Raw genomic sequence first — 23,440 nt, forward strand, 5'->3', positions numbered from 1 at the left:
TCGGTATCCCCTCGGGTCGGTGGGTCGCGTCGGTGGGTCGCGTCGGTCAGCGGTCGACGGGGTTGGTGCGGCCGACGATGAGCGGGTCGGACGGTGTGAACGGAAACGCGGGCAGGTCGGCGAGGTGGGTGCCGAACGTCGCGGCGAGGACCTCGCGGGAGTACGCACTCGCCGACGCGCGGTAGCCGATGTCGGCCGGGAAGGGCTGGTCGAAGAAGATCAGGAAGTGCCACTCGTCGGTGCCGATGTTCTCGATGTGGTGCGGATAGGCCCGCGGGATGAAGTACACGTCGCCGGTCGTCATCGTCCAGGTGTCCAGCGTCCCGTCGGGGTTCATGACCGTCATGCGGGCGTCGCCGTGCTGGACGTATCCCATCTCCGCGGTGACCGGATGCCAGTGCGGTTCCCGCATCCCGTCCTCGGCGACGCGCAGCGAGTACATCGACATGTCCTGCAGCACCGGCCAGAACTGGTCGCGGGCGAAACGGGCGTTGCCGCTGACGTAATTGAGCCCCGGGCTCTGCGCCTCGACGTCGAACTTGTGCGGATCGTTGAGGTAGGCGGAGGCGGGGATCTCGGGGGCTCCGACCCGGGCCGCCAGCTTGTGGTCGGCGGTGTCGCGGCGGATGCGGGCGAGGTCGGCGGCGGGCAGGTCGTAGGTGTTGCCCAGCACCGCGTCGCTGAAGGCGCCGAAGGTCGCGCCGAGGCCGAAGTCCTCCGGCCGTTCGTGACGGAAGGCGATGACGAACTCGGCGACGTCGTCACCGATGTTCTCGATGTGGTGCAGCGCGCCCGAGGCCGCGTGGAACATCTGGCCGGCGGTGATGACGAAGGTGCTGAACCTGCTGTGGTCGTCGAGCATCGAGACCAGCGCGGTGCCGGACACGCAGTAGGTGAGTTCGTTGGCGTTGGCGTGCCAGTGCGGGGTGCGCATGGCGCCGGGGTTGAGCAGCACGCGCTTGATGGAGAGGTTCCGCAGGATGGGCAGCGTGTCGGCGGTGACCCGGCGCATCGAGCCGAGATCGGATTCCTCGACGATCTCGCCGTCGTGCAGGCTCGCGGTGTGGGCGCTGCGGGTGGGCGTGAGTGTCATCCTCGGCCTCCTTCGTGGGGTACGCGATGAGCCTCTCGCGCTTGCGTCGCGGTGTCTGCGCTGCTGTCCGGCATTCGCTGCGGTGGCCTTCCGCCACGGCGGCCTTCCTGCTAGCCGGTAGATCTGTGAGTTCGATGCGAGAATCCTCCGCGTGAGTGCCGTACGCGTGGTCGTCGCCGATGACGACGTCCTCCTCCGGGCGGGCCTGGCCAGCCTGTTGACCGACAACGGATTCGAGGTGGTCGGGCAGGCGGGTGATGCGACCGCGCTGCTGGACCTGGTGCGCGACACCCGGCCGGGTCTGGCGCTGGTGGACATCCGCATGCCGCCGACGCACGGCACCGAGGGGCTCGACGCGGCACGGACCATCCGCGAGCAGTGGCCGGACGTCGGCATCCTGGTGCTGTCGTCGCACGTCGACGTGGAGCACGCGATGGAACTGCTGGCCGGCGGCCGGTCGATCGGCTACCTGCTGAAGAGCCGCGTCACCGACGTCGGCGACTTCGTCGACACGCTCGGCCGGATCGCCAACGGTGCGTCGGTGGTGGACCCCGCCCTCGTCGCGGAACTGGTGTCGGCCCGGCGGCGCGACGACCCCTTGGGCGCGTTGAGCGCCCGCGAGCGTGAGGTGCTCGCCCTGATGGCGGAAGGCCTGTCGAATGCCGGGATCGGCCGGCGCATCTGGGTCACCGAGGGCACCGTGGAGAAGCACGTGCGCAGCATCCTGACGAAGCTGAACCTGCCCGACACCGGCGACGACCACCGGCGGGTGCGGGCCGTCATCATGTACCTCGACTCGCTGTAGCGCCCTCAGTCGACGCCGGGCAGCAAGTCGCGAATGGCGCGCGGCGAGAGCGCGAACTTCGGCACGAAGCCGAGCGCGGGGCTCGCGGCGATCATGTCGGCGAAGTCGTGTTCGGAGTGCGTGGAGATGAGGATCGTCGCCGGGGCGGGGTCGTCGCAGTCGTGGAGTTGCGCGACGACGTCGAAGCCGCTGTCGGCGCCGAGGTCGACGTCGACCAGTGTCACGTCGGGCCGCAGCTCGCGGTACCGCTCCAGCGCCTCGTCCCGGGTGCAGGCAACCCCGACGACCTCGATGCCCGCGCGCTCGAGCATGGTGCTCGCCGCATCGCGGAAGTTGGCGCTGTCGTCCACGATCAGGCAGCGCATCGCATCAATTCGGAGGAGTACCACACCAACCGAGTGTGTCAGCGGTCTCCGGCGCCAGCATTGCGGCTAGCAGGAATCCCCGGTTACCGGCTGACCCACTACCATCCCGTTTCGATGACATTGCCACCCGAGGCCACCGAGACGCGGCGGTCGCTCCGCGACCGACTGCTCGCGCTGATCCTCAGCCCGGACGGCCGGCCACTGGGCTGGGGCATCGTCGTCGCCGCCGCGCTGATCCTGGGCGAGGTCGTGCTGGTGCACCAGCTCAAGCGCGTCGCTCCCGACAACGCGTTCGGCGCGGTGTTCCTGCTGGGCGTACTCGTCGTATCGGCCGGGTGGAGCTTCGGTCTGGCGTTCGCGACGTCGGTGGCCAGTGCCGCGGTGTACGTCTGGATCCACCTCGAGGGCAGCGACAGCCTGGTGCCGGCACTGTTCGTCTTCCTCCCGTTGGCACTGCTGGTCAACGTGCTCGCCGGGCAGGCCCGGCTGCGCGCGGTGGAGGCCGAGGCACGGCGCCGCCAGGCCGACGCGCTGGCCCGGCAGCAGGCGGCGCTGCGGCGGGTGGCGACCCTCGTCGCGCGCGGCGCCGGGCCGGACGAGGTGTATCCGGTGGCGGTGGCGGAACTCGCGAACGGTCTGGGCGTGGAGCACGTGACGCTGGCGAAGTTCGAGCCGGACGACCGGTGCGTGGTGCTCGCGGCCGCGGATCCCACCGATCGCGCGAAGCTCGTGGTCGGCGAGCGGCTCGCGCTCGACGGCGACAGCGTCACCCGGCGGGTCCGCGACACCGGCGAACCGGCCCGCGTCGATGACTACAGCCGCGTGGAGGGCTCCGTCGCGCGGCGGCTCCGGGCGTTGGGCCTGGTGTCCGGTGTCGGGGCGCCCATCTCGGTGCACGGCGAGCCGCGCTGCGCGCTGATCGTCGGGTCGGCGCGCGACGAGCCGATGCCGCCGGACACCGAGGCGCACGTGTGCGACTTCGCCGACCTCATCGGCACCGCGATCCGCAACGCCGAGACGCACGCGGAACTCCAGGCGTCACGCGCCCGCATCGTCGCCGCGGCCGACGCAGCCCGGCGCGGCATCGAGCGCGACCTGCACGACGGCGCCCAGCAGCGCATCGTGTCGCTGGGGCTGGGATTGCGGACGCTGGAGGCCTCGATCCCCGAGTCGGACCTCGCGCTGCGCAAGCAGGTCGAGAACCTCATCAACGGAATGGCCGACCTGTACACCGAGCTGCAGGAACTCTCCCGCGGGATCCACCCCGCGATACTGTCGAAGGGCGGCCTGGCGCCGGCGTTGAAGACGCTGGCCCGCCGGTCGACGGTCCCGGTCGGCCTGGAACTCGACGTGGCGGGGCGGCTTCCCGAACCCATCGAGGTGGCCGCCTACTACGTGGTGGCCGAGTCGCTGGTGAACGTCGCCAAGCACGCCGAGGCCTCCGGGGTCACGGTGCGTGCGGCGCTCGGCGACGACGAGCTGCGACTCGAGGTGTCCGACGACGGTGTCGGCGGCGCCACCGCCGGTGGCGGCAGTGGGTTGATCGGCCTGAAGGACCGCGTCGCGGCGGTGTTCGGCGAACTCACCGTGGCGAGCGATCCGGGGACCGGCACGACCGTCACGGCGCGGATTCCCGTTGCGGCGGAACGCGTTTCGGTGCCGGCCTAACGGCCGACCCAGCCCGCCGGGCGGCGGTCACGCCAGGGCATGGCGTCCTCGAGCTGCCGGGCGAGTTGGAGCAGCACCATCTCGTCGGGCGCCATCAGCTGCACACCGATCGGCAGGCCGTCGGCCATCCAGCCCAGCGGCAGGCTGATCGCCGCCCACCCGGTGACGTTGGCGAGCGACGTCCACCCCGTGGTGGCGAACTCGACGTCGAAGAAGGCGCGGGTGGTGCCGCGGGGACGGTCGAGCAGCGCATACGGCGGCGGCCCGGTCAGCAGCGTCGGCACCAGCAGGACGTCGGCGTCGGCCATGCCGGCGGCGAACCGCCGGGTCTGCGCGTGGATCGCGCCGATCGCCGCCGCGTACTCGACACCGGTGGTGCGGAAGCCCTCGCGCACCATGACCCAGGTGCTCTCCTCGAATTCGTCCTCCCGCGGCTCGCGGCCCAGGACGGCGGTGGCCAGCGCGTGCAATTGGGCATTGCTGACGTCGTGCAGCACGGCGATCGCGTCGGCCACCGCGTCCGCGTCAACGGTGGGTGCGCCGGGCGAGACGCGGTGACCGAGCCCGTCCAGCGTGGTCGCGACGGCGGTTACGGCGGCGACGACCTCGGGGTCGGTGGCCGTGCCGGGGAACGGGGAGTCGGTGGTGGTCAGGATGCGCTGCGGCGCCGGCGGTACGCCGATCGCCCGCAGGAACGGCGTGTGGGGGAGCGGCGCGGTGTAGGGGTCGCCGGGCGCGGATCCGGTGACGGCGTCGAGCAGGGCGGCGCTGTCGCGAACCGTCCGCGTCAGCGCGTGCTCGTTCACCAGACCCTCCAGTCCGTGGCCGGCGCCCGGCGCGAACGACGTGCGACCACGCCTCGGCTTGAGCCCGACGAGCCCGCAGCACGACGCGGGCACCCGGATGCTGCCGGTGCCGTCGCCTCCGGACGCGGCAGGGACGACGCCGGCGGCGACCGCGGCCGCCGAGCCGCCACTCGAACCGCCGGGTGTGATGTCCGGCCCCCACGGGTTGACCGTCGGCCCGAACAGCGACGGCTCGGTGGTGCAGTGGTTGCCCCACTCGGGGGTGTTGGTCTTGCCGAAGGGCACCAGTGCGGCGTCGAGATAGCGCTCGACGATCCACGCCGACTCCTCGGCCACGTGCGACCGCAGCGCCCGCGACCCCATCGCCTCCGGGGCACCGGCCAGCGACGCGCCGAGGTCCTTCAGCAGGAACGGCACTCCGGCCAGCGGGCCGGCGTCGCCGCTGCGGAGGGCGCCCGAGCGGTCCAGCGCCGCAGCCTGCTCGCGAGCCCGCTCGAACAGATCGGTGATGACGGCGTTCAGCGTGCGGGTGGCCTCGGTGCGCAGGATCGCCGCGTCGAGCAGTTCGATGGCGGTGACCTCGCCGGTGGCCGCGAGTGCGGCCTGCCCGACGGCGTCCAGTTCGGCCAGTTCCACGGCGGCGTCGATGTCCATCGCGCAGATCATCCGGTCCCGGCCGCCGCGCGGCAACTCGGCGGCCGGGCGGGATTGACTACGTCGTCTCGGGCAGCTCGGTGTCGGCCTTCTTCTCGTCCTTGCGGGTCTTGTACAGGCTGGCCACCGTCGTGATCACCAGGGTGACGATGATGACGCCGAGGCTGAGCAGCGTGGGGATCTCCGGGACGGCGACGTGCTCACCGCCGTTGATGAACGGCAGCTCGTTCTCGTGCAGCGCGTGCAGGAACAGCTTCACGCCGATGAAGGCGAGGACGAACGCCAGCCCGTAGGACAGGTAGACCAGCCGCTTGAGCAGCCCGCCGAGCAGGAAGTACAGCTGCCGCAGACCCATCAGGGCGAACACGTTGGCGGTGAAGACGAGGTACGGCTCCTGGGTGAGGCCGTAGATCGCGGGGATCGAATCCAGGGCGAAGATGAGGTCGGTAGTGCCGAGGCTGACGATGACGAGGAACATCGGCGTCATCAGGCGCTTGCCGTCCTCCTTCACCCACAGCCGCAGGCCCTCCCAGCGGTCGGTGAGCGTGAGGTGGTTGCGCGCGAACTTCACCACGGCGTTGTCGCCGTCATCGTCGTGCTCGGAGTCGCGGGCCAGGTTGACCGCCGTGTAGACGAGGAACAGACCGAAGATGTAGAAGACCCAGGAGAACTGGTTGATCGCCACCGCGCCGAGCGCGATGAAGATGCCGCGGAAGATCAGCGCCAGGATGATGCCGACCATCAGCGCTTCCTGCTGGTACTTCTTCGGCACGTTGAAGCTGGCCATGATGATCAGGAAGATGAACAGGTTGTCGACGCTGAGGCTGTACTCGGTGAGCCAGCCGGCGTAGAACTCCAGTCCGAAGTCGCTGCCGTGGAAGATCCACACCCACAGACCGAAGACGATGGCCGCGCCGACGTAGACCGACAGCGCGATCGAGCATTCCTTGATGGTCGGCTCGTGCGGTCGGCGGGCGATCATCACCACGTCGAACAGCAGGACGGCGATCGTCACGCTGAGCGTGATGATCCACTCGATACTGGATACGTTCAAAGCTTCCTCCGGTCGCGACGAAACGGCCGAGGTCTCTGCCACCGCGTGGTGCGGCCCGCGGCACCGGCCGTCCGACGTTGGACGACGTGATGACGACACCGCGGCGAAGGAATACTCCCCTCGGGGGATGAGTCTGTCAGACGATTCTCAGCATCGGTAATCGGGCCGTCGTCACGGTGTCGCGCGGCGCTAGTCGTCCTCGCTGCGCGGCGGCGCGTTGCGGTCCATCGCCGCGGTCAGACCGAGGGCGATGAAGACGTCGATGGCGGTGACGAACAACCCCGCCCAGTACATCCACTTCAGCTCGGGATCGGGCTGGCCGGCGAAGAAGCCGATGAGGAAGATCGGCCCGACGATGCCGCAGACGAACACGAACGCCTGGATCCGCACGTACCGCCAGAACGTCTGCATCGGTGGTCTCCCCGTCGTCGCCGCGGGCTGAGGATACGACGCCCGCGATCCGGACGTGCCGTTGTGCGCGCCGCGCCGACCAGCCGAACGGCTAGGCTGCGCGGGACGCCCGCCCGCCGACGATGCCGAGGTGACCGTGAAGCTGGACCTGCTGAGCCCGACCGTGGAGATCGGGTTGGTCACCACCAACCTCGACGCGATGATCGCCTTCTACGAGGGCTTCCTCGGTCTGGAGTTCCAGGGCGAGATCGAGTTCGCCGAGGGCTCGCAGCGGCGCTACGTCTTCGGCGGCAGCATCCTCAAGCTGGTCACCTACCACACGCCGCCTGCCGCACCGGCCGTGCCCGGCGGCGGAAAGGCGCAGGCGGGGCTGCGTTACGTCACCCTCGGGATCACCGGGCTGCGCCGCGCCGCGGAACTCGTCGAGGAGGCCGGCTACCCGATCGTGGAACCGCCGACGGAGTTCGAACCGGTGCCGGGAATGGGCTGGATGTTCATCGCCGATCCGGACGGCAATGCGATCGAGTTGTTCGGGACGCTGTGACGATGGCGGCCGTCAGCAACGACCTGTGGGAGGTCATGTCGACGGCGCGCACCATCCGCCGCTTCACCGACGAGCCGGTGCCCGACGCCGCGCTGGCGCGGTGCATCGAGGCCGCGACGTGGGCGCCGTCGGGAGCCAACGCGCAGGCCTGGCGGTTCGTCGTGTTGCGTTCCCCCGAGCAGCGGGCCGTCGTCGGCCAGGCGGCCACGCAGGCACTGACGGTGATCGAGGAGGCGTACCGGATGACCCGTCCGGCACCCGACGACCACTCCCGGCGGGCCCGGGACAACCGGGCCACCTACGAATTGCACGACCGCGCAGCCGAGTTCACCTCGGTGCTGTTCGTACAGCAGCGGCTGCGGCTGGCGTCTGACGCGTTGCTCGGCGGTTCCATCTTCCCGGCGATGCAGAACTTCCTCCTGGCCGCTCGCGCTCAGGGCCTGGGCGCCTGCCTGACCAGCTGGGCCTCCTACGGCGGAGAGACGTTGCTGCGCAACGCCGTCGGAGTGCCGGAGGACTGGTTCCTGGCCGGGCACGTCGTCCTCGGGTGGCCGAAGGGTCGGCACGGGCCGGTGCGCCGCCGTCCGTGGCAGGACGCGGTGAACGCCGACCACTGGGACGCACCGGCGCCCGGCATCACCGAAGGCCCGGCGCACGGGACCTAGCACGGGGCACTGACGTTTTTGGGTGTTGGTGCAGGGGTTGTGCACAGTGGTGTGTTCATCCCCAGGCGGGTTCGTGGTTGCGGCGGTGCTCGGTGGTGGCGACTACCGTCGAATGTGTGTTCGATGCGTTGGTGGCTGAGGTGGCTGCCGCCCGGGGTGTGGGGGAGCGGTTGCGGGCGCAGGCGCGGTTGGAGAACGCGGTGTGTGCGGCGCGGTTGGCGTCGATGGCCGATCTGCTCGACCGGGCGTATGCGGTGTCGGGGTCGGCGGCACGCGAGCAGTGGCGGTGTGACAACTGGTCGTCGGTGTGCGCGCAGATCGGCGCGGCTCAGTGCCTGACTGCGGGGCGGGCGTCGGGATTGTTGACCACGGCGGTGACGTTGCGGGAGCGGTTGCCGAAGGTGGGGGCGCTGTTCGCCGAGGGCTTGCTCTCGTATCCGTTGGTGCGGGCGATCTGCACGCGCACGGCGTTGGTGACCGACGCGGCGGCGGTGCGGGCCATCGACGCGGAGTTGGCCGCCGAGTTGGCCGGGTGGGGCGCGAAGTCGGTGGAGCAGACCGAGCGCGACATCGATGCCCTGGTGTTGCGTCACGATCCGTATGCGGTGCGGCGGACCCAGGACGCCGCCCGCGGCACGCGGGTGAGCGTGTACACCGACACCGCCAACGGGGTGGCCTACGTGGACGCGACCGTCGACGCCGCTGACGGGGCGGCGTTCGATGCGCGGGTGGATCGGCTGGCGCGCACGGTGTGCCCGCGCGATCCCCGCACGCTGGATCAGCGCCGTGGCGCGGCGCTGGGGGCGTTGGGGTTCGGGTGGGACCGGTTGCCCTGCCTGTGCGAGCACCCCGACTGCGCGGCCGCCACCCGGCCCGCTGGGGGTGGGGTGGTCATCCACGTCATCGCCCACGCCGACGCCCTCGACGAGACACCCACGCCGGAGCCACTGCCTGCCCCCGCGTCTGCGTCTGCGTCTGCGCCTGCGCCTGCGGCCCAGTCGGTCACCGCGCCGCCGCCTCAGCCCAACACCCAGCCAGCGTCCACGCCGACGCCCCACACCGAAGCCGCACCGGTGCCCACGGGGAATCTGACCACCCAGCGCCGCGGCCTCAGCGGCCCGATCCCGCCGATGCTGTCCCAGCCATTGAGCAGCTACACCCTCGCTCGTGTCATCGCCGAGGTGAGCGCCGATCCCGGCCAGCACACTCCCGCCTCACCAGGGGTCATCCTGGGTGGGCCGGTGCTGCCCGGACCGGTCATCGCCCGCCTGGCCCAGCACGCCACCCGCACCCCCCTGACTCACCCCGCGCAGGCCCCGCCCGAACCGCGCTACCGGCCCTCACGTGCACTGGCCGCGTTCATCCGTGCCGGCGACCTGACCTGCCGGGCCCCCGGCTGCGCCCGCCCGGCCACCGCCTGCGAGATCGACCACGTCATCGCCTGGCCCCACGGACCGACCGCGGCGGCCAACCTGGCCTCTCTGTGCACCGAGCACCACCTACTCAAGACGTTCTGGCCGGGCTGGTCCTACCGCCTGGACCCCGACGGCACCGCCACCTGGACCGACCCCACCGGCCTGACCGCGATCACCCACCCCGGCAGCCGCCACCTCTTCGCCGACCTCACCACACCGGCCGCACCCCTCACCACGAAAGGCACCCCACCGGCCAAGCACACCGCCGGCCTCACCATGCCCCGCCGCACCCACACCCGCACCCAAACCCGACACCAGCGCATCGCCGACGAACGCCGACGCAACACCCCCTGGGCCGAGCAGTACCTCCGCGCCCAGATACCGCCGTTCTGACGCCTCCTACGCAGGCACCACGATGGTGATCGCGGTGCCGTCGCGCTCCACGCGCAGCCCGGCGCGTCGCGCGATGGCGGCCACCGCGGCGGCGTCGTCCGGCTCGGCCCGTGAGCCGGCGAGAATCCGGGCCAGCCTTCCCTTGTGCGCCTTGTTGAAGTGGCTGACCACGGCGCGGCTGCCGTCGGCGCGTTCGGACACCACGTCGACGTCGACGGCACCGGGCACGCGGCCCAGCGACGCATAAGCACCCGACCGGAGGTCGACGACGAGATCGCGTGTCGCGAGGTCGGCGAGGACGGGCTCGAGCACCGGCTTCCAGCGCGCGGCCAGCGTCTGACCGCCCGGCAGCTTCGACCCCGCCGACAGCCGGTAGGCGGGGATGGCATCGTCGGCGCGCACCAGCCCGAATAGCGCCGAGCCGACCGCGAGCCGCGCCCGCGCCCGGGAGGCCGCGGCTCCGCGCAGCGAGTCGACGTCCAGCGCGTCGTAGAGCACGCCGGTGTAGCGGCTGATGGCCGGCATGGTGGCCGACGTCAGGAGCGCGGCGTTGCGGTCGATTTCGGCGTCCTGTTTCGCCGAGATGCCGAGCGCGAGGCGGCTTGCAGGGCGGTCCTTGGCCAGCTCGACGAGGTCGTCGATCAGCTCCTTGCGGACGGCACCGAGGTCGGGGGCGCCGAGATCGGCCAGCCGCAGCGGCGGACCGTCCCCGCCGTCGCGCTTGGTCTCCGACGGCGGCAGCAGCACGATCACGGGCGTCGAGGTTAACCGAGACCGAGGTGTGCCAGCAGTAGGGGCACGTGCTGTTCGGCGGTGGTCAGCGAGCCGTGGTGGCCGAGGAACGACGACTCCATCGGCTCGGTCGTCCGGCGTGCCAGCGCCACCTCGTCGCGCGCCGCGGCGACCACGTCGCCGATGCGCGGACGGACGTCGTCGGTGACCGTCGGACCGAACCATCCCGCCGCGACGGCCTCGTCCCGGGTGAGCACCCAGGCCCGCTCGCCGAGCGTCGTGCGCCACGCCGCCAGCACGTCGGCCGCGGCGCCCTGCTCGACGTAGACGTGGCGGGCGCGGGCCTCGCCACCAAGGGCCACCACCCCGGCCAGCAACGCGGGCGAGGCGTCCAGGTCGACGACGTCGGTGGCGGTGACCATGCCGTGGTCGGCGACCACGGCGAGCAATCCACCGTCGGGCAGACCGTCGACGACGGATTCGACGAGCCGATCGACCTGGGCCAGCTGCAGCCGCCACGGCTCGGACCCGGGCCCATAGACGTGGCCGAGCATGTCGAGGTCGGCGTGATAGCCGTAGCAGAAACCGCCGTCCCTGATCACCGAGCGCACCCGCGCTGCGAGGTCGCCGACGGCGTGGACGCCGACGTACCGGCCGCCGCGCAGCACCGCGCGGGTGAGGCCGGAGTCGGCAAACCGCGCCGCCGAGACGACGCTCACGGCGACACCGGCGTTCGTCGCGTGCTCGAAGGTCGTCGAAAGGGGTTGCACGCGTTCGGGTCTCACCCGGTCGCGCAGGTCGTCACCGTTCGGATGGGGTCGCCAGGTCAGGGCATTCACCACACCGGCGTCGGGCAACCGGAACGTATAGCCGACCATGCCGTGCTCGCCGGAACGTCGGCCGGTCCCCACCGCCGCGAGCCCGGCCGCGGTGGTCGACGGGAAGCCGACGCCCAGCGTGCCGCTGCGCAGCCCTGCCAGCACGGGGGCATCAGCGGCGTGCGCGTCGAGCAGTTCGGCGCCGAGCCCGTCGATGAGCAGGACGCACGCGCCGGTGACCGGACCGGGCAGCGTCAGCCGGCCACTACCCCCGGGCACGCCCATCGCGCGCAGCACCGCCGGCACGACGTCGGCGAGGTGCGGCAGATCGGGGTCGGGTGACGGCCAGCGACCGGTCACCGCGACACGGCCCGCTCGGTAGCAGCAGACTTGGCATGCACCGATACCGCATGCACCGACACCGCGTAGTCGCCGCCCGCATACGCGGCACGGTCCCACGTCGACCATCGGTCGACCAGCCGCAGACCGGCGCGGGCGGCGTACTCGTCGTACGCCGCGAGCGGCAGCCGGTCGGGCCGCACACCGAACCCGGCGATCAGCAGTCCGCCCGGCGCGAGGCGGGCCGCCAGCGTCGCCAGCGCCGCGGGCTCGGTGCCCGGGTCGAGGAAGATCATCACGTTGCCGGCCAGCACGACGAGGTCGAAGGGCGCTGCGTCGCCGAGGATCGCCGCGACGTCGAGCAGGTCGGCTTCGAACCAGGCCAGGTCGGGCGCCTTGGCACGCGCGGAGGCGAGCATCGCGGCGTCGACGTCCACACCGACCACGTCGAAGCCACGCGTCGCGAGTTCGACGGCCACCCGCCCGGTGCCGCAACCGGCGTCCAGCACGCGTCGGCCGCCGGACGATCGCAGGAGGTGTTCGACGAGGTCGGCCTCGCCGTGGACGCTCTCACCCCGCTCGCTCAGGACGCGCCAGCGCGCGTCGTAGTCGTCGCCGCGCGGGGCGTCGGTGCGCTGCCATCGGGTGCTCACCGACCGATCCTCGCACCGCTCACTCGGTGACGATGGCGTCGCCGCGCACGGTAACGGGCCTGCTGCGCAGCGGCTCGCGGGCCGGCCCGCGCAGCACGGCGCCGTCGAGGTCGAACCGGCTGCCGTGGCAGGGGCACGTGATGGCACCGTCGGAGACGGTCGACACGCGGCAGCCGGCGTGCGGACACGTCGTCGACAGCGCCACGAACTCACCGGGCCGGGGTTGGGTGACGACGAGGTCGCCGACGATCACGCCCGAGCCGACGGCCACGTCCGCGGTCCTGGCCACCGTGGCGCCGGCCGCCTCGGAGGGGGCCTCCTCGCGGCCGTAGGCGGAGCACGCGGTGACGGTGGTCGCAGCGGCCAGGCCGCCGACGGCCAGGACGGTACGTCGTGAGGTGTCGGTCATGCGGGGTTCCTTCCGATCACGGGATGGCGCCGTTTCAGAGAATCACGCCGCTGGTCTGGAAGAACCAGAGCGCCGAGGTCAGCCAGACGAAGACGAGGCCGAAGAAGACGAGCCCCCCGACGACGGGCAGGACCCACGGCCGGTGCCTCCGTCCGGTGAGCAGCAGCATCTTGGTGACGAACGCGCCGTAGAAGAAGCAGCCGAACAACGAGTGAAACAGCACGCGGGCGTCGGTGTCGGCGAAACCGAGCGCATAGAGGCAGTGCACGGCGACGGGCACGCTGGCCAGGACCGCTACGCGCCCGGACCACACGTGCAGGACGCGCATCCACCCCGGAACGGCGCGACGGGACAGCAGCCCGTACATCGCGAACGCCGAGGCGAACTGCACGACGGCCAACGTGGTCGCGAGCGTCGCCGACCACGTCTTGACGGCGGTGCCGCTGGAGAACCCCGCGACGTCGATGGCGAAGAAGCGCGGGTCGTGCACCTTGGCGAACACGCCGAGTCCGACGGCGACGGCCGCGCCGGCGAGCACCGCCACCGCCATCGAGACGCCGGCCTTCGGGGCCCGGGTCCGGGGGATGGGCCGGGTGGCCGGTTCGGCGGTCACGGTCGCCAGTCCCCGGCCGCGGCGGCGGCGTCGACGGCGGGACGGCCGGGGGAGGGGGCGAGCGTGACCTGCCACCGGCGCGTGCCCATGGTGAGCGTGGCCGCGACGTCGGCACCCCGTAGCGTGCCGTCGAGTCGGCTGGAGCGGGCGGCGTCGGTGAGGGCCAGCACGCCGTCGCGCGCCGTGCCGCGCAGCCACACCTCGAGGGAGGCACCGTCGCACACGTAGGCCGCGGCCCGGGTCCCGTCGACCGAGACGTCCACCGTGAGCGTCCCCGAGCGGGTGGGGATCGCGCCGGCGAAGTCGCCGCGAGCAGGGAACTCCGGCGGCGCCTGAATGGCTGCCGGAGCGGGGCGCGGCGCGAGCGCCGCGGCGGTGTCGATCGTCGTCGGGGAGGGCTGCGCGGCGGTGTCGATCCACCATAGGCCGCCGCCGAGCACCGCCGCCGCGACCAGTGTCAGGACGGGACCGCGAATCACGTTGTCTCTCATGGCCTCGAGCATGCGGTGCGGCGAGGTGCGGCTGCTTGGAGACGACGTGGAGATCGCGTGGAGATCCGCGGCGTTCAGCAACGACACAGGCGCGTGCGCACGCGATCCGGCGTTCGGCGCTGTTACCCTGCCAGTGCCGCCGGTTGCCTGAGTGACTGCCCGGGCGGCGCGTGCAGTGACGCGAACCCATGACGCAGACGAACGCAAACGGACATACGGAAAGAGTGTTGTGCGCAGCGGTGAGATCAAGGCCCTGACCGGCCTTCGCATCGTCGCCGCAGTCTGGGTGGTGCTGTTCCACTTCCGGCCGCTGTTCTGGGAGTCGGCCCCGGCGTTCTCCGCGGCGCTTGCGCCGGTCCTCGACCGCGGCGCACAGGGCGTCGACCTGTTCTTCATCCTCAGCGGCTTCGTCCTGACGTGGAACTACCTCGACAAGATGGGCCGCAGTTTCTCGACGCGCGCCACGCTGCGCTTCCTGTGGCTGCGCCTGGCCCGGGTGTGGCCGGTGTACCTGGTGACGCTGCACCTGGCGGCGCTGTGGATCATCTTCACGCTGTACGTCGGCCACGTGCCCGCCGAGAACGTCGAGGCGTTGAACGCGACGAGCTACATCCGTCAGCTCTTCCTCGTCCAGCTCTGGTACCAACCGTTCTTCGACGGGTCGAGCTGGAACGGCCCGGCCTGGTCGATCAGCGCGGAGTGGCTGGCGTACCTGCTGTTCGGCGCACTGGTGCTGGTGGTCTTCCGCGTGGCGCGGGCGACGCGCGCCCGCAACCTGCTGCTGCTGGCCGTCATGGCGTCGCTCCCGCCGGTGGTGCTGCTGCTGGCGTCGGGACACTTCTATACGCCGTGGAGCTGGCTGCCGCGCATCGTCATGCAGTTCGCCGCGGGTGCGCTGGCCTGTGCCGCGGTGCGCAAGCTGCACCCCACCGACCGCACCCAGCGGGCCGCGGGATACGCGTCGATCCTGCTGATCGCCGCGATCGTCGGCACGCTCTACTTCTTCGACGCCCACCCGCCGGTCAAGCTGCCGGATGCGGGCGGTCTGGTCGACGTGCTGTTCGTGCCGCTGGTGGTGACCCTCGCGATCGGCGCGGGCACGCTGCCGCGACTGCTCTCGACGCGGGTGATGATCTACCTCGGTCAGGTCTCGTTCGCGCTGTACATGGTGCACGAGATCGTGCACACGGCGTGGATCTGGGCGGCCAAGCAGTTCGAGCTGACCCTGACGGGCACCGCGGGGGTGTTCGTCGTGCTCGGGCTGCTGGCCCTGGCGCTCGGCCTCTCCTGCCTGCTCTACCACCTCGTCGAGGAGCCGGCCCGGCACTGGATGCGCCGCATGGTCGACGTCCGGGGCGTCGCCGCGCCGGCGCGTGACGCCGCACCCGCCGATGGACCGGCCGGTAAGCTGCAGAACCTCCCCGATCGGGATACTCGATCCAAGTCCCTGCCGGCACGCGCCGGCTGAATTCGCGTCCGTCCGGCCCGCGCCGGTGACCAGTGGAGGTTTCGTGGTGGGCCGTTGGTTATCGATCGCCGCTGCGCTGATCATCGGCGGCATCACGGTGGTCGGGGCGCCGCACGGCGCCGCCGGCGTCCGCCTCACCGGGCGCGACGCCTCGCTCGAGCACGTCGCGGTGGTGGGCGACTCGTACACCACCGGCAGCGACCAGGGCGGCAACGGCCCCCGCAACTGGACCACGCTGGCGTGGCAGCGGCTGGCCCGCCAGGGTGTGCAGATCGACGCCGACGTCGCGGCGGAGGGCCGCGCCGGCTACGTCGTGCGCGGTTACCAGAACCACGTGTTCGGCGACCTCGCGCCGCGGGCGATCAGCGCCGACGACACGCTGGTGGTGTTCTACGGCTCGCGCAACGACCAGGGTGCGGATCCCCTCGCGATCCTGGGAGCCGCACAGGGCGCGTTCGACTTCGCGCACCGCACCGCGCCGTCCGCGCGGCTGCTGGTGATCGGCCCACCCTGGCCGACGGCCGACGTGCCACCGGTCGTGCTGCAGATCCGCGACATGCTGCGCACCGCGGCGGCCCTCGCCGGTGCGACGTTCGTCGACCCGATCGCCGAACGCTGGTTCGTCGGCCGGCCGGATCTCATCGGGGCCGACGGCGTGCATCCGACCGACGCCGGCCACGCGTACATGGCCGACCAGATCGCCCCGCTCATCGGCGCGGAGCTGCCGCGCCGGGTCTGACGCGCCGGGTCTGACACTCAGTCCTGCACGGCCTTGGCCACCGCCACGCAGGTGGTCAGCCACGCTGCGTCGGGCTCGGCGGAGCGCAGCGCCGTCATCGCGTGGCACGTCATCCGGAACACCGCCCAGTCGCGCGCCCGCTCATCGGAGAGTTCCGCCGCGTCGACCAACGCCCAGAACCGCCGGCGCAGCCCACCGCGGGTGTCGCCGGCCAGCTCGTCGAACCGGTGCACGAGCATCGGCACGATCTCGAGGTGCGGGTCGCCGTTGAACGGCCGCGGCCCGACCGCCAGCCACGGCTCGCGATCGGCAGCCAGCACCTTGCCGTAGTGCAGGTCGCCGTGCAGCACCACGGCGTCCGTCGCGGCATCGGCGAGCGCGGCGCGGCCGACGGCGAGCGACCGTTCGACGAGACGGCGGGGGATCGGCGCATTGCGGGGAAGGGCGGCGAGGTCGTCCACCCAGTCGCGCACGCGATCGGACAACCGTGGCAGCTGCGGCATCGCCGGCACGTGCAGCCGCGCGTACAGCCCGGCGACCACCTCGCACGCCTCGACGTCCCAGGCGTCGACGAGGCCGTGGTCACCGAGGCGCTCGATGAGGACGGCGTGCCGGTGCGGTTCGGCGCGCAGCAGCCGCGCCGCGCCGTCGCCGGCCCACCGTCGCAGCACCAGGTGTTCGTGCGGTGAGGCGGCGTCGGGGTCGGACACCTTGAGCACGGCGGGAGCGCCGTCGTCGGTCACGACCGGGACGATCACCGAGTGCTCGCGGTGCGCGGCCTCGCCGTCGGGCCGCAGGTTCCACGCGGCCAGCAGGTCGGCGACGGCCTTGGACCGGTCGTGGGGCACGCACACCATGCTCGCACCCGCGGATCTCCTTCAGCGACTGAAGATTGCTTCCCCCACGGCGGGGTACACGCCCAGCCGCCCGTTCGAGACCGCCGTCCAAGGAGGAACGCCCCGTGCCGCAGACGACCATGGAACTGACCGTCCTCGACCCGCGCACCGGGGAGGTGGTCAGCCGGGTCGACGTCGCCGGTCCGGAGGCCTGCGACGCCGCGGTCGACGCCGCTCGCGGTGCCGCCGAGGCGTGGGCGCGCACCGCTCCCGCCGAGCGGGCCGCCGCGCTGACCCGGGCCGCCGCGGCGGTGCGGGCCGCCACCGAGGAACTGGCCGACCTGAACGAGAGCGAGACCGGCAAGGTCCGCGCCGACTGCGTCGGCGGCGTCGAGGCCGGCGCCGGGACGCTGGTGCAGTACGCCGAACTCGGACCGCTGCACGGCGGCAGACAGCTGCAGGGTGGCTACGCGGCAACCGACCTGATGGTTCCCGGCCCGCGCGGCGTGGTGGCCGTGCTGACACCGTGGAACGACCCGGTGGCCGCAGCGGCCGGCCTGCTGGGCGCGGCGCTGGTCACCGGCAACACCGTGGTGCACAAGCCCAGCGAGCGGTGTCCCCGCACCGGCCGCCGGTTCGCCGAACTGCTGGCCGCCGAGTTGCCCGACGGGGTCCTCGAGATCGTCGACGGCGACGGCGCGGTGGGCCGCCGGCTGACCGAGCATCCCGCGGTGGCGGTGGTGGCGCACGTGGGCAGCAGCGCGACGGGTCGTGAGATCGCCGTCGCGTGCGCCCGCCGCGGCGCCAAGGCGCTGCTGGAGAACGGCGGCAACGACGCGCTGATCGTCGACGCCGGCGTGGACCCGCGCTGGGCGGCGGGACAGGCCGCCCTGGGATCGTTCGCGAACGCGGGGCAGATCTGCACGTCGGTCGAGCGCATCTACGTCGTCGAGTCGGTGGCCGAGGAGTTCGTCGCCGCGCTGGTGGAGGAGACGCTGGAGTGGGGCGCGCGGATCGGGCCGGTGGTGGACGAGAAGCAGCGCGACGTGGTGCACCAGCACGTGACCGACGCGGTCGGCCGGGGCGCGCGCGTACTGGCCGGCGGTGAACCGGCGTCGGGTCCGGGGAGCTTCTACCCGCCGACGGTCCTGGTCGACTGCACGCCGGACATGCTGGTCCTGTCGGAGGAGACCTTCGGTCCGGTTGCGCCGGTGCGCGTGGTCGCCGACTTCGCGTCGGCGCTGCGCGAGGCGGCCGACGACCGCTACGGCCTGGCCGCCACGGTCCTCACCCCGGACATGGCCCACGCCCAGGAAGCCTGGCGGGTGCTGCCGGTCGGCACCGTCAAGATCAACGCCGTGTTCGGCGGGGCCCCGGGCGGAGCGGCCGAGCCGCGCGGCGCCAGCGGCAACGGATTCGGCTACGGGCCGGAGCTGCTCGACGAGATGACCACCGTCAAGGTCGTGCACTGGACGGCGCCCGGCGCGTCGTGACGGATGGCTAGCGTATGCGGCGATGAGGACGTTGATCGACTTCGACCGTGCCGTGCCCTTCGCGGTGCCCTACGCCCCGGAATCGGGCGAAACCGGCGCGCGGGAGGGACTGCTGGTCGAGGGACCGCAGGGGTGGGGTGAGTTCAGCCCGTTCGACGCCGACCCGCCCGAGCGACTGGCGCGCTGGCTGACGGCCGCCGCGGAGCCGGGCACCGTGGGCTGGCCGGAAGCTGTGCGCGGCCGCGTCGCGGTCGCCGCGAGCATCGGGGCGCTGCCCCCGGCACGGGCCGCCGAGGTCGCCGAGGCGTCGGGGTGCCACACGGCGGAGGTCACGGTCGGGCGTGGGTTGATCGAGGACGACGCCGCCCGCGTCGCCGCGGTCCGGGAGGCGCTCGGTCCAGACGGCGTCGTCCGGGTGCGTGCCGACGGCGCCTGGGACGTCGAGGCGGCCGTCCGCGCAATCACCGAGTTCGCGGCGCAGGGCGCGGTGCAGTACGTGGAGGCGCCGTGCCGAACGCTCGCGGAGACGGCCGCGGTGCGGCGACGCGTCGACGTGCCGGTGGCGGTGCGCCTCGACGATGCTGCCGGAGTAGCCGGCCTGCGCGAGGCGGCCGACGTCGTCGTCCTGTTGACCGGCCCGCTCGGCGGGGTCCGGCGGGCCCTTCGGGTCGCCGAGTCCGTCGAGCTGCCGTGCACCGTGTCGTCGAGCGTGGAGACCAGCGTCGGCTTGGCCGCCGGGCTGGCCGTGGCCGGGGCGCTGCCGGACCTGCCATTCGCGTGCGCGCTCGGCACGCGCACCTGGTTGGCGGGCGACGTCGTCGGCGCGGCACGGGTGCTGCTGCCCACCGACGGCGTGCTGCCGGTGGCGCCGATGCCCGCGGCGCCGGACCCGGCGGCGAGCAGTCGCTTCGCGATCACCGACCCCGACCGCATCGCCTGGTGGCGGAGCCGTCTGCGCTCGGCCGCCGACGTCGCGGGCGGTATCGCACGCATCAGTGGATGACCGAGGACCGATACGAGGAGGATGCGCGTGGCCGAGGTCGACTACCGACCGCTGCTTCGGGAGTTGCTGGCCACCTATGGCCCCGTCGGTCAGGAGGACGCGGTCCGCGCGGTGTGCCGCCGTGAACTGGAGCCCCTCGCCGACGAGACGTGGGTCGACGACGCGGGCAACCTCGTCGGCCTGTTCCGTGGGTCGGCGCCGCGCGACGGACGCGCGACGCGGGTGCTCGCCCACATGGACGAGTTGTCGATGATGGTCAAGCGCGTGGAGTCCGACGGCTCGCTGCACGTCACGCCTCTCGGCACGATGTACCCGGCGAACTTCGGCCTCGGTCCGGTCCTGATCCTCGGTGATCGCGAGAACCTGTGCGGCATCCTGACTCTCGGCTCGGAGCACACCACGAAGGAGAGCCAGCGGATCTGGGAGACCAAGCCCGATCAGGGTGACAGGTCGCTGGACTGGCTGCACGTCTACGTCTTCACCGGGCGGACACCGGAGGAGTTGACGGCAGCCGGCATCCGGCCCGGCACCCGGGTGTGCATCGATGGCAGCAAGCGGCACCTGGTCGAGTTCGGCGATTACCTCGGGGCCTACTTCATCGACGACCGCGCTCCGACCACCGCGCTGCTGCTGACGGCGCGGGCGCTGGCCGAGCGCCGACCGCGCGACGACGCGTACCTGGTCTTCACGACCAGTGAGGAGATCGGCGGGGTCGGCGCGGCCTTCGCCTGCCGCAGCCTGCCGGGTGAACTCACCATCGCCCTCGAGGTCGGGCCCGCCGAGGCGGAGTACGCGACCACCGTCGGCGGCGGACCGGTCGTGGGGTACGCCGACGCCTTGAGCGTGTACGACAAGGACGTCGCCGACGCGTTGATGAGCGCCGCCACCGACCGCGGCTACGCCCCGCAGGCCGCGGTGCCCGGCGCATTTGAATCCGATGCGTCACACGCCAAGGCCAGCGGACACACCGCCCGCGCGGGACTGCTGTGCGTGCCGACGCTCAGCACGCACGGTTACGAAGTGATCCGCCGCCACGCGATCGACGAGATGGCCGACGTCCTCGTCGACGTCCTGTCGGGCGGCATCGCGAGATCGACGTCAGGGCCGTGACACGCGGTCCGACCACAGCCGTGATGTCGATCTCGCGGCCAAGCCGGCCATCAAGGGAACGTTATGCGCGCGACTGCTCCGCCGAGCGAGCGCATAGCATGCGATCCGTGGCGGATGGGGAACTGACGGCCGAGGCCGTGCGTGCGGCGACGTTCGACAAGCCGCGCTGGGGACGGCGCGGTTACGACGAGAAGGCGGTCCGCGACTTCCTGCAATTGGCGGCGCGGCGACTGGAGGGCCGCGGGCACCTCAGCGCCGACGACGTACGCGGCATGCGCTTCAACAAGCCGCGTCTGGGCAAGCGCGGTCTCGACGAGCAGCAGGTCGATGCAATGCTCGCCGAGATCGTGCGCCGGATCGACGAACTCTAGACGCAGTCCGAGCAGATCTGCTGCTTGTCCGTCTGCAGCGCCATGCGATTGCGGTGCTGCACCAGGAAGCAGCGCGAGCAGGTGAATTCGTCGGCCTGCTTGGGAATGACCCGGACCGTCAGCTCCTCGCCGGAGAGGTCGGCGCCGGGCAGGTCGAAGAGTTCGGCCTCCTCACCGTCGTCGACGTCGAGCACCGCGGTGGCGGCATCGTTGCGACGACCGGCCAGCGCCTCCAGCGACTCGTCTGCGACGTCGTCGGTCTCGGTCTTGCGGGGTGCGTCGTAATCGGTAGCCACGGTAGGTCCTTCCCTCATTCGGTTCCGGCGCCCACACAACGTCGGTAATGGTGCCGATTGTTCCCGTGCCGCGAAACCCGAAACATCGGTTGGGGCGACGGTCAGATCGGCCACTCCTCGCGCCGGTGGGCGGCGTCGAAGAACATCCACTCATAGCGCGACGTGGTGACGAAATGGGTGCGCGCGGCGGCCTCCTCGGCGGCGCCGAGCGTGGGGCCGACGCGGTCGGTGAGGGCGAGCACCTCGTCGACCGTCGCGGCGAATTCGTCACTGCCGTAACTGTCGATCCACAGCTGGTAGCGCGGTTCGCTCGATCCGCTGGCGGCCAGCGCGCTACCGACCCGCGCGTAGATCCAGTAGCAGGGCAGGATCGCGGCGAGCCCCTCGGCGAAGCTGCCGCCGTACGCGACGGCGAGCAGGTAGCTGGTGTATGCGCGGGTGGTGGGTGTCGCGGGGACGGCCGCCAGTGCGTCGGCGTCCAGACCGAGTTGGGGTAGCAGGGTGGCGTGCAACTCGAGTTCAACGTCGAAGACCTCGGCGGCGTGGCGGGCGAACATGGCGGTGTCGGCGAGCGAGGGCGCCTTCGCCGAGACGATCGCAAGCGCCTTGGCGTAGTCGCGCAGATAGTGCACGTCCTGCGCGACGTACTGGGCGAAGGCCCTATGGTCCAGTGATCCGTCGGTCAGCCCCGTGACGAAGGGGTGGGCGATTATGCCGGCGTAGATGGCGTCGACGTCGCTCCAGAGATCGTTCGACCAGGCGTTTCGGGGCGTTGTGGGCACGCCCGACATCCTCGCATGGCGTCGCCGTACCGGAGGCGGGCGAAACTGTAACGCCTCGAACGTGATTGCGGGCACAGGCGGCGGTCACCATCCGGTCACGGTTCGACCAAGTTTCCTTCGCGACAGCCGATATTGACGGCGGCAGTGGCACCATTTGGTGTGGAAGTGACGCATGTGACGCGCGTTGCTTCACCTGCCGGGCGTCGGTGTCGACGCTGCGGTCGGTACCGACAGAAGCGAGAAAGAACGATGAGACGCATGCCCGCCTTCGCCGCCCTGGTCCTCAGCCTCGTGCTGCTGGTGACACCGGGGGTGGCCCACGCCGACGACTACGCCACCCCGGCGCAGCGCCAGCAGGCGATCGACCTGGTGATCAAGCGCGCGCTGTCGCAGCAGGGCGTGCCGTTCACCTACGGCGGCGGCGACGTCAACGGCCCGACGGCGGGTGCGCCGCGCGAGGTCGCCCAGCAGCCCGAGCAGTCCGCCACCGGTCTCGTGGCCAACAATCCCGACCCGTACTTCGGCAGCCCGCTGCTGCCGGCAGCACCGGTGCCCGCCGCGCCGCGCGTCCCCGGCTTCGACGCCTCGGGGCTGATCGTCTACGCGTTCGGCGGCGTGGGCATCAAGATGCCGCGGTCGTCGGGGGAGCAGTACAAGGTGGGCCGAAAGGTCCTGCCGTCCCAGGCGTTGCCGGGCGACCTCCTGTTCTACGGCCCGGACGGCTCGCAGAGCGTCGCGCTGTTCCTCGGCAACGGCCAGATGATCGGGGTCACCGATACCGCGGTCGCGGTGTCGCCGGTGCGGACCACCGACATGGCGCCCTACCTCTCCCGCATCATCGAGTGGTGACCGACGCCGACGGGCCGAGCACCCTGACCGACCACGGGGACGCCGTCCTTGGCAGACTGTGCCCATGGCACAGATAACCTTGCGCGGAAACCCCATCAACACGGTCGGCGAGCTGCCGGCCGTCGGCTCCCCGGCTCCGGCGTTCACGCTGACCGGCACCGATCTCGGTGAGCTGAGCAGCGAGCAGTTCCGCGGCAAGTCGGTGGTCCTCAACATCTTCCCGTCGGTCGACACGCCGGTGTGCAGCGCCAGTGTGCGGGCCTTCAACGAGCGTGCCGCCTCCACGGGCGCCACGGTGGTGTGCATCTCGAAGGATCTGCCCTTCGCGCAGAAGCGATTCTGCGGCGCGGAGGGCATCGAGAACGTGACCACCGGGTCGGCCTTCCGGACCAGCTTCGGCGAGGACTTCGGCATCACCATCGCCGATGGCCCGATGGCCGGCCTGCTGGGGCGTGCGGTCGTCGTCGTGGGCGCCGACGGCAACGTGTCCTACACCGAGCTGGTCCCCGAGATCGGCCAGGAGCCGGACTACGACGCCGCGCTGAACGCGGCCGGGTAGACGCCT

At 71.7% G+C, this 23,440-nt stretch carries 27 protein-coding genes; 13 read left to right on the forward strand and 14 right to left on the reverse strand.

The window, feature by feature from the left end:
- Positions 1 to 46: 46 nt before the first annotated feature.
- A complete protein-coding gene (locus FZ046_RS20500) occupies positions 47 to 1,093 on the reverse strand; it encodes a cupin domain-containing protein (protein ID WP_070355565.1) in 1,047 nt (348 codons plus the stop codon).
- A 151-nt stretch (positions 1,094 to 1,244) separates the two neighbouring features.
- On the opposite strand from FZ046_RS20500, the gene FZ046_RS20505 reads away from it, so the two are divergent.
- The gene (locus FZ046_RS20505; RefSeq protein ID WP_070355566.1) at positions 1,245 to 1,898 is read left to right on the forward strand and encodes a response regulator; all 654 of its coding nucleotides are present in this window, start codon (positions 1,245 to 1,247) and stop codon (positions 1,896 to 1,898) included.
- 5 nt (positions 1,899 to 1,903) lie between these two features.
- Here FZ046_RS20505 and FZ046_RS20510 read toward each other — a convergent pair whose 3' ends face one another.
- Positions 1,904 to 2,263: a response regulator gene (locus tag FZ046_RS20510; protein WP_070355567.1), complete on the reverse strand. Its 360-nt coding sequence runs from the start codon at positions 2,261 to 2,263 to the stop codon at positions 1,904 to 1,906.
- Positions 2,264 to 2,377: 114 nt separating this feature from the next.
- Here FZ046_RS20510 and FZ046_RS20515 point away from each other — a divergent pair, with 114 nt between their 5' ends.
- The gene (locus tag FZ046_RS20515; protein WP_070355568.1) at positions 2,378 to 3,931 is read left to right on the forward strand and encodes an ATP-binding protein; all 1,554 of its coding nucleotides are present in this window, start codon (positions 2,378 to 2,380) and stop codon (positions 3,929 to 3,931) included.
- Here FZ046_RS20515 and FZ046_RS20520 read toward each other — a convergent pair.
- From FZ046_RS20520 to FZ046_RS20530, 3 genes are all read right to left on the reverse strand, one after another.
- Positions 3,928 to 5,391 carry an amidase gene (locus FZ046_RS20520; RefSeq protein ID WP_070355577.1) on the reverse strand — a complete coding sequence of 488 codons (1,464 nt, stop codon included), beginning with the start codon at positions 5,389 to 5,391 and terminating at the stop codon, positions 3,928 to 3,930. The two genes, FZ046_RS20515 and FZ046_RS20520, sit on opposite strands and share 4 nt — an antisense overlap.
- 58 nt (positions 5,392 to 5,449) lie before the next feature.
- Positions 5,450 to 6,445: a TerC family protein gene (locus FZ046_RS20525; protein ID WP_070355569.1), complete on the reverse strand. Its 996-nt coding sequence runs from the start codon at positions 6,443 to 6,445 to the stop codon at positions 5,450 to 5,452.
- 189 nt (positions 6,446 to 6,634) lie between these two features.
- The gene (locus tag FZ046_RS20530; protein ID WP_070355570.1) at positions 6,635 to 6,856 is read right to left on the reverse strand and encodes a hypothetical protein; all 222 of its coding nucleotides are present in this window, start codon (positions 6,854 to 6,856) and stop codon (positions 6,635 to 6,637) included.
- A gap of 130 nt (positions 6,857 to 6,986) precedes the next feature.
- Here FZ046_RS20530 and FZ046_RS20535 point away from each other — a divergent pair, with 130 nt between their 5' ends.
- The 3 genes from FZ046_RS20535 to FZ046_RS20545 all read left to right on the forward strand — a co-directional run bounded on the left by FZ046_RS20535 (position 6,987) and on the right by FZ046_RS20545 (position 9,873).
- On the forward strand, positions 6,987 to 7,400 hold the full coding sequence (locus FZ046_RS20535) for a VOC family protein (RefSeq protein ID WP_070355571.1): 414 nt from the start codon (positions 6,987 to 6,989) through the stop codon (positions 7,398 to 7,400).
- Positions 7,401 to 7,402: 2 nt separating this feature from the next.
- The gene (locus FZ046_RS20540) at positions 7,403 to 8,065 is read left to right on the forward strand and encodes a nitroreductase family protein (RefSeq protein ID WP_070355572.1); all 663 of its coding nucleotides are present in this window, start codon (positions 7,403 to 7,405) and stop codon (positions 8,063 to 8,065) included.
- A gap of 131 nt (positions 8,066 to 8,196) precedes the next feature.
- A complete protein-coding gene (locus tag FZ046_RS20545) occupies positions 8,197 to 9,873 on the forward strand; it encodes an HNH endonuclease signature motif containing protein (protein ID WP_246182825.1) in 1,677 nt (558 codons plus the stop codon).
- A 6-nt stretch (positions 9,874 to 9,879) separates the two neighbouring features.
- Here FZ046_RS20545 and yaaA read toward each other — a convergent pair whose 3' ends face one another.
- The 6 genes from yaaA to FZ046_RS20575 are packed head-to-tail and all read right to left on the reverse strand — an operon-like array spanning position 9,880 to position 13,928.
- The gene (gene yaaA, locus FZ046_RS20550) at positions 9,880 to 10,626 is read right to left on the reverse strand and encodes a peroxide stress protein YaaA (protein ID WP_070356328.1); all 747 of its coding nucleotides are present in this window, start codon (positions 10,624 to 10,626) and stop codon (positions 9,880 to 9,882) included.
- Positions 10,627 to 10,637: 11 nt separating this feature from the next.
- Positions 10,638 to 11,783 carry an alkaline phosphatase family protein gene (locus FZ046_RS20555; RefSeq protein WP_070356327.1) on the reverse strand — a complete coding sequence of 382 codons (1,146 nt, stop codon included), beginning with the start codon at positions 11,781 to 11,783 and terminating at the stop codon, positions 10,638 to 10,640.
- Entirely contained in the window at positions 11,780 to 12,415 is a 636-nt protein-coding gene (locus FZ046_RS20560) for a class I SAM-dependent methyltransferase (RefSeq protein ID WP_070356326.1), read from the reverse strand. Before FZ046_RS20560 ends, FZ046_RS20555 begins: the two co-directional genes overlap by 4 nt.
- Positions 12,416 to 12,434: 19 nt before the next feature.
- Complete coding sequence (locus tag FZ046_RS20565) at positions 12,435 to 12,824, reverse strand: Rieske (2Fe-2S) protein (RefSeq protein WP_070356325.1); 390 nt, start codon at positions 12,822 to 12,824, stop codon at positions 12,435 to 12,437.
- 34 nt (positions 12,825 to 12,858) lie between these two features.
- Positions 12,859 to 13,437, reverse strand: coding sequence for a DUF6529 family protein (locus FZ046_RS20570; protein WP_070356324.1), 579 nt, complete (start codon positions 13,435 to 13,437; stop codon positions 12,859 to 12,861).
- Complete coding sequence (locus tag FZ046_RS20575) at positions 13,434 to 13,928, reverse strand: hypothetical protein (RefSeq protein WP_125939884.1); 495 nt, start codon at positions 13,926 to 13,928, stop codon at positions 13,434 to 13,436. Before FZ046_RS20575 ends, FZ046_RS20570 begins: the two co-directional genes overlap by 4 nt.
- A gap of 229 nt (positions 13,929 to 14,157) precedes the next feature.
- Here FZ046_RS20575 and FZ046_RS20580 point away from each other — a divergent pair, with 229 nt between their 5' ends.
- Together FZ046_RS20580 and FZ046_RS20585 are read left to right on the forward strand one after the other, a co-directional pair.
- Positions 14,158 to 15,396: an acyltransferase family protein gene (locus tag FZ046_RS20580; RefSeq protein WP_070356322.1), complete on the forward strand. Its 1,239-nt coding sequence runs from the start codon at positions 14,158 to 14,160 to the stop codon at positions 15,394 to 15,396.
- 46 nt (positions 15,397 to 15,442) lie between these two features.
- A complete protein-coding gene (locus tag FZ046_RS20585; protein WP_070356330.1) occupies positions 15,443 to 16,135 on the forward strand; it encodes an Rv0518 family GDSL lipase in 693 nt (230 codons plus the stop codon).
- Positions 16,136 to 16,152: 17 nt separating this feature from the next.
- Here the strand turns inward: FZ046_RS20585 and FZ046_RS20590 are convergent, their stop codons facing one another.
- On the reverse strand, positions 16,153 to 16,983 hold the full coding sequence (locus FZ046_RS20590) for an aminoglycoside phosphotransferase family protein (protein WP_407664424.1): 831 nt from the start codon (positions 16,981 to 16,983) through the stop codon (positions 16,153 to 16,155).
- Between the two features lie 128 nt (positions 16,984 to 17,111).
- On the opposite strand from FZ046_RS20590, the gene FZ046_RS20595 reads away from it, so the two are divergent.
- From FZ046_RS20595 to FZ046_RS20610, 4 genes are all read left to right on the forward strand, one after another.
- Positions 17,112 to 18,464, forward strand: a complete 1,353-nt coding sequence (locus tag FZ046_RS20595) for an aldehyde dehydrogenase family protein (RefSeq protein ID WP_149484369.1) — start codon at positions 17,112 to 17,114, stop codon at positions 18,462 to 18,464.
- A 22-nt stretch (positions 18,465 to 18,486) separates the two neighbouring features.
- Positions 18,487 to 19,467 carry an enolase C-terminal domain-like protein gene (locus FZ046_RS20600; RefSeq protein WP_070353804.1) on the forward strand — a complete coding sequence of 327 codons (981 nt, stop codon included), beginning with the start codon at positions 18,487 to 18,489 and terminating at the stop codon, positions 19,465 to 19,467.
- A 21-nt stretch (positions 19,468 to 19,488) separates the two neighbouring features.
- Complete coding sequence (locus FZ046_RS20605) at positions 19,489 to 20,577, forward strand: M42 family metallopeptidase (RefSeq protein WP_070353803.1); 1,089 nt, start codon at positions 19,489 to 19,491, stop codon at positions 20,575 to 20,577.
- A gap of 107 nt (positions 20,578 to 20,684) precedes the next feature.
- Positions 20,685 to 20,948, forward strand: a complete 264-nt coding sequence (locus FZ046_RS20610) for a DivIVA domain-containing protein (RefSeq protein WP_070353817.1) — start codon at positions 20,685 to 20,687, stop codon at positions 20,946 to 20,948.
- Here FZ046_RS20610 and FZ046_RS20615 read toward each other — a convergent pair.
- Both FZ046_RS20615 and tenA read right to left on the reverse strand, forming a co-directional pair.
- Positions 20,945 to 21,244, reverse strand: coding sequence for a DUF4193 domain-containing protein (locus tag FZ046_RS20615; RefSeq protein WP_070353802.1), 300 nt, complete (start codon positions 21,242 to 21,244; stop codon positions 20,945 to 20,947). The two genes, FZ046_RS20610 and FZ046_RS20615, sit on opposite strands and share 4 nt — an antisense overlap.
- Positions 21,245 to 21,345: 101 nt before the next feature.
- Positions 21,346 to 22,026, reverse strand: a complete 681-nt coding sequence (gene tenA / locus FZ046_RS20620) for a thiaminase II (protein WP_412770113.1) — start codon at positions 22,024 to 22,026, stop codon at positions 21,346 to 21,348.
- A gap of 249 nt (positions 22,027 to 22,275) precedes the next feature.
- Between tenA and ripD the strand changes: the two genes are divergently transcribed.
- Together ripD and tpx are read left to right on the forward strand one after the other, a co-directional pair.
- Positions 22,276 to 22,875, forward strand: a complete 600-nt coding sequence (ripD, locus tag FZ046_RS20625) for an NlpC/P60 family peptidoglycan-binding protein RipD (RefSeq protein WP_070353800.1) — start codon at positions 22,276 to 22,278, stop codon at positions 22,873 to 22,875.
- Positions 22,876 to 22,939: 64 nt separating this feature from the next.
- On the forward strand, positions 22,940 to 23,434 hold the full coding sequence (tpx, locus tag FZ046_RS20630) for a thiol peroxidase (RefSeq protein WP_070353799.1): 495 nt from the start codon (positions 22,940 to 22,942) through the stop codon (positions 23,432 to 23,434).
- Positions 23,435 to 23,440 lie beyond the last annotated feature (6 nt).

The sequence above is a fragment of the Mycolicibacterium grossiae genome (genome assembly GCF_008329645.1).
Classification (GTDB): domain Bacteria; phylum Actinomycetota; class Actinomycetes; order Mycobacteriales; family Mycobacteriaceae; genus Mycobacterium; species Mycobacterium grossiae.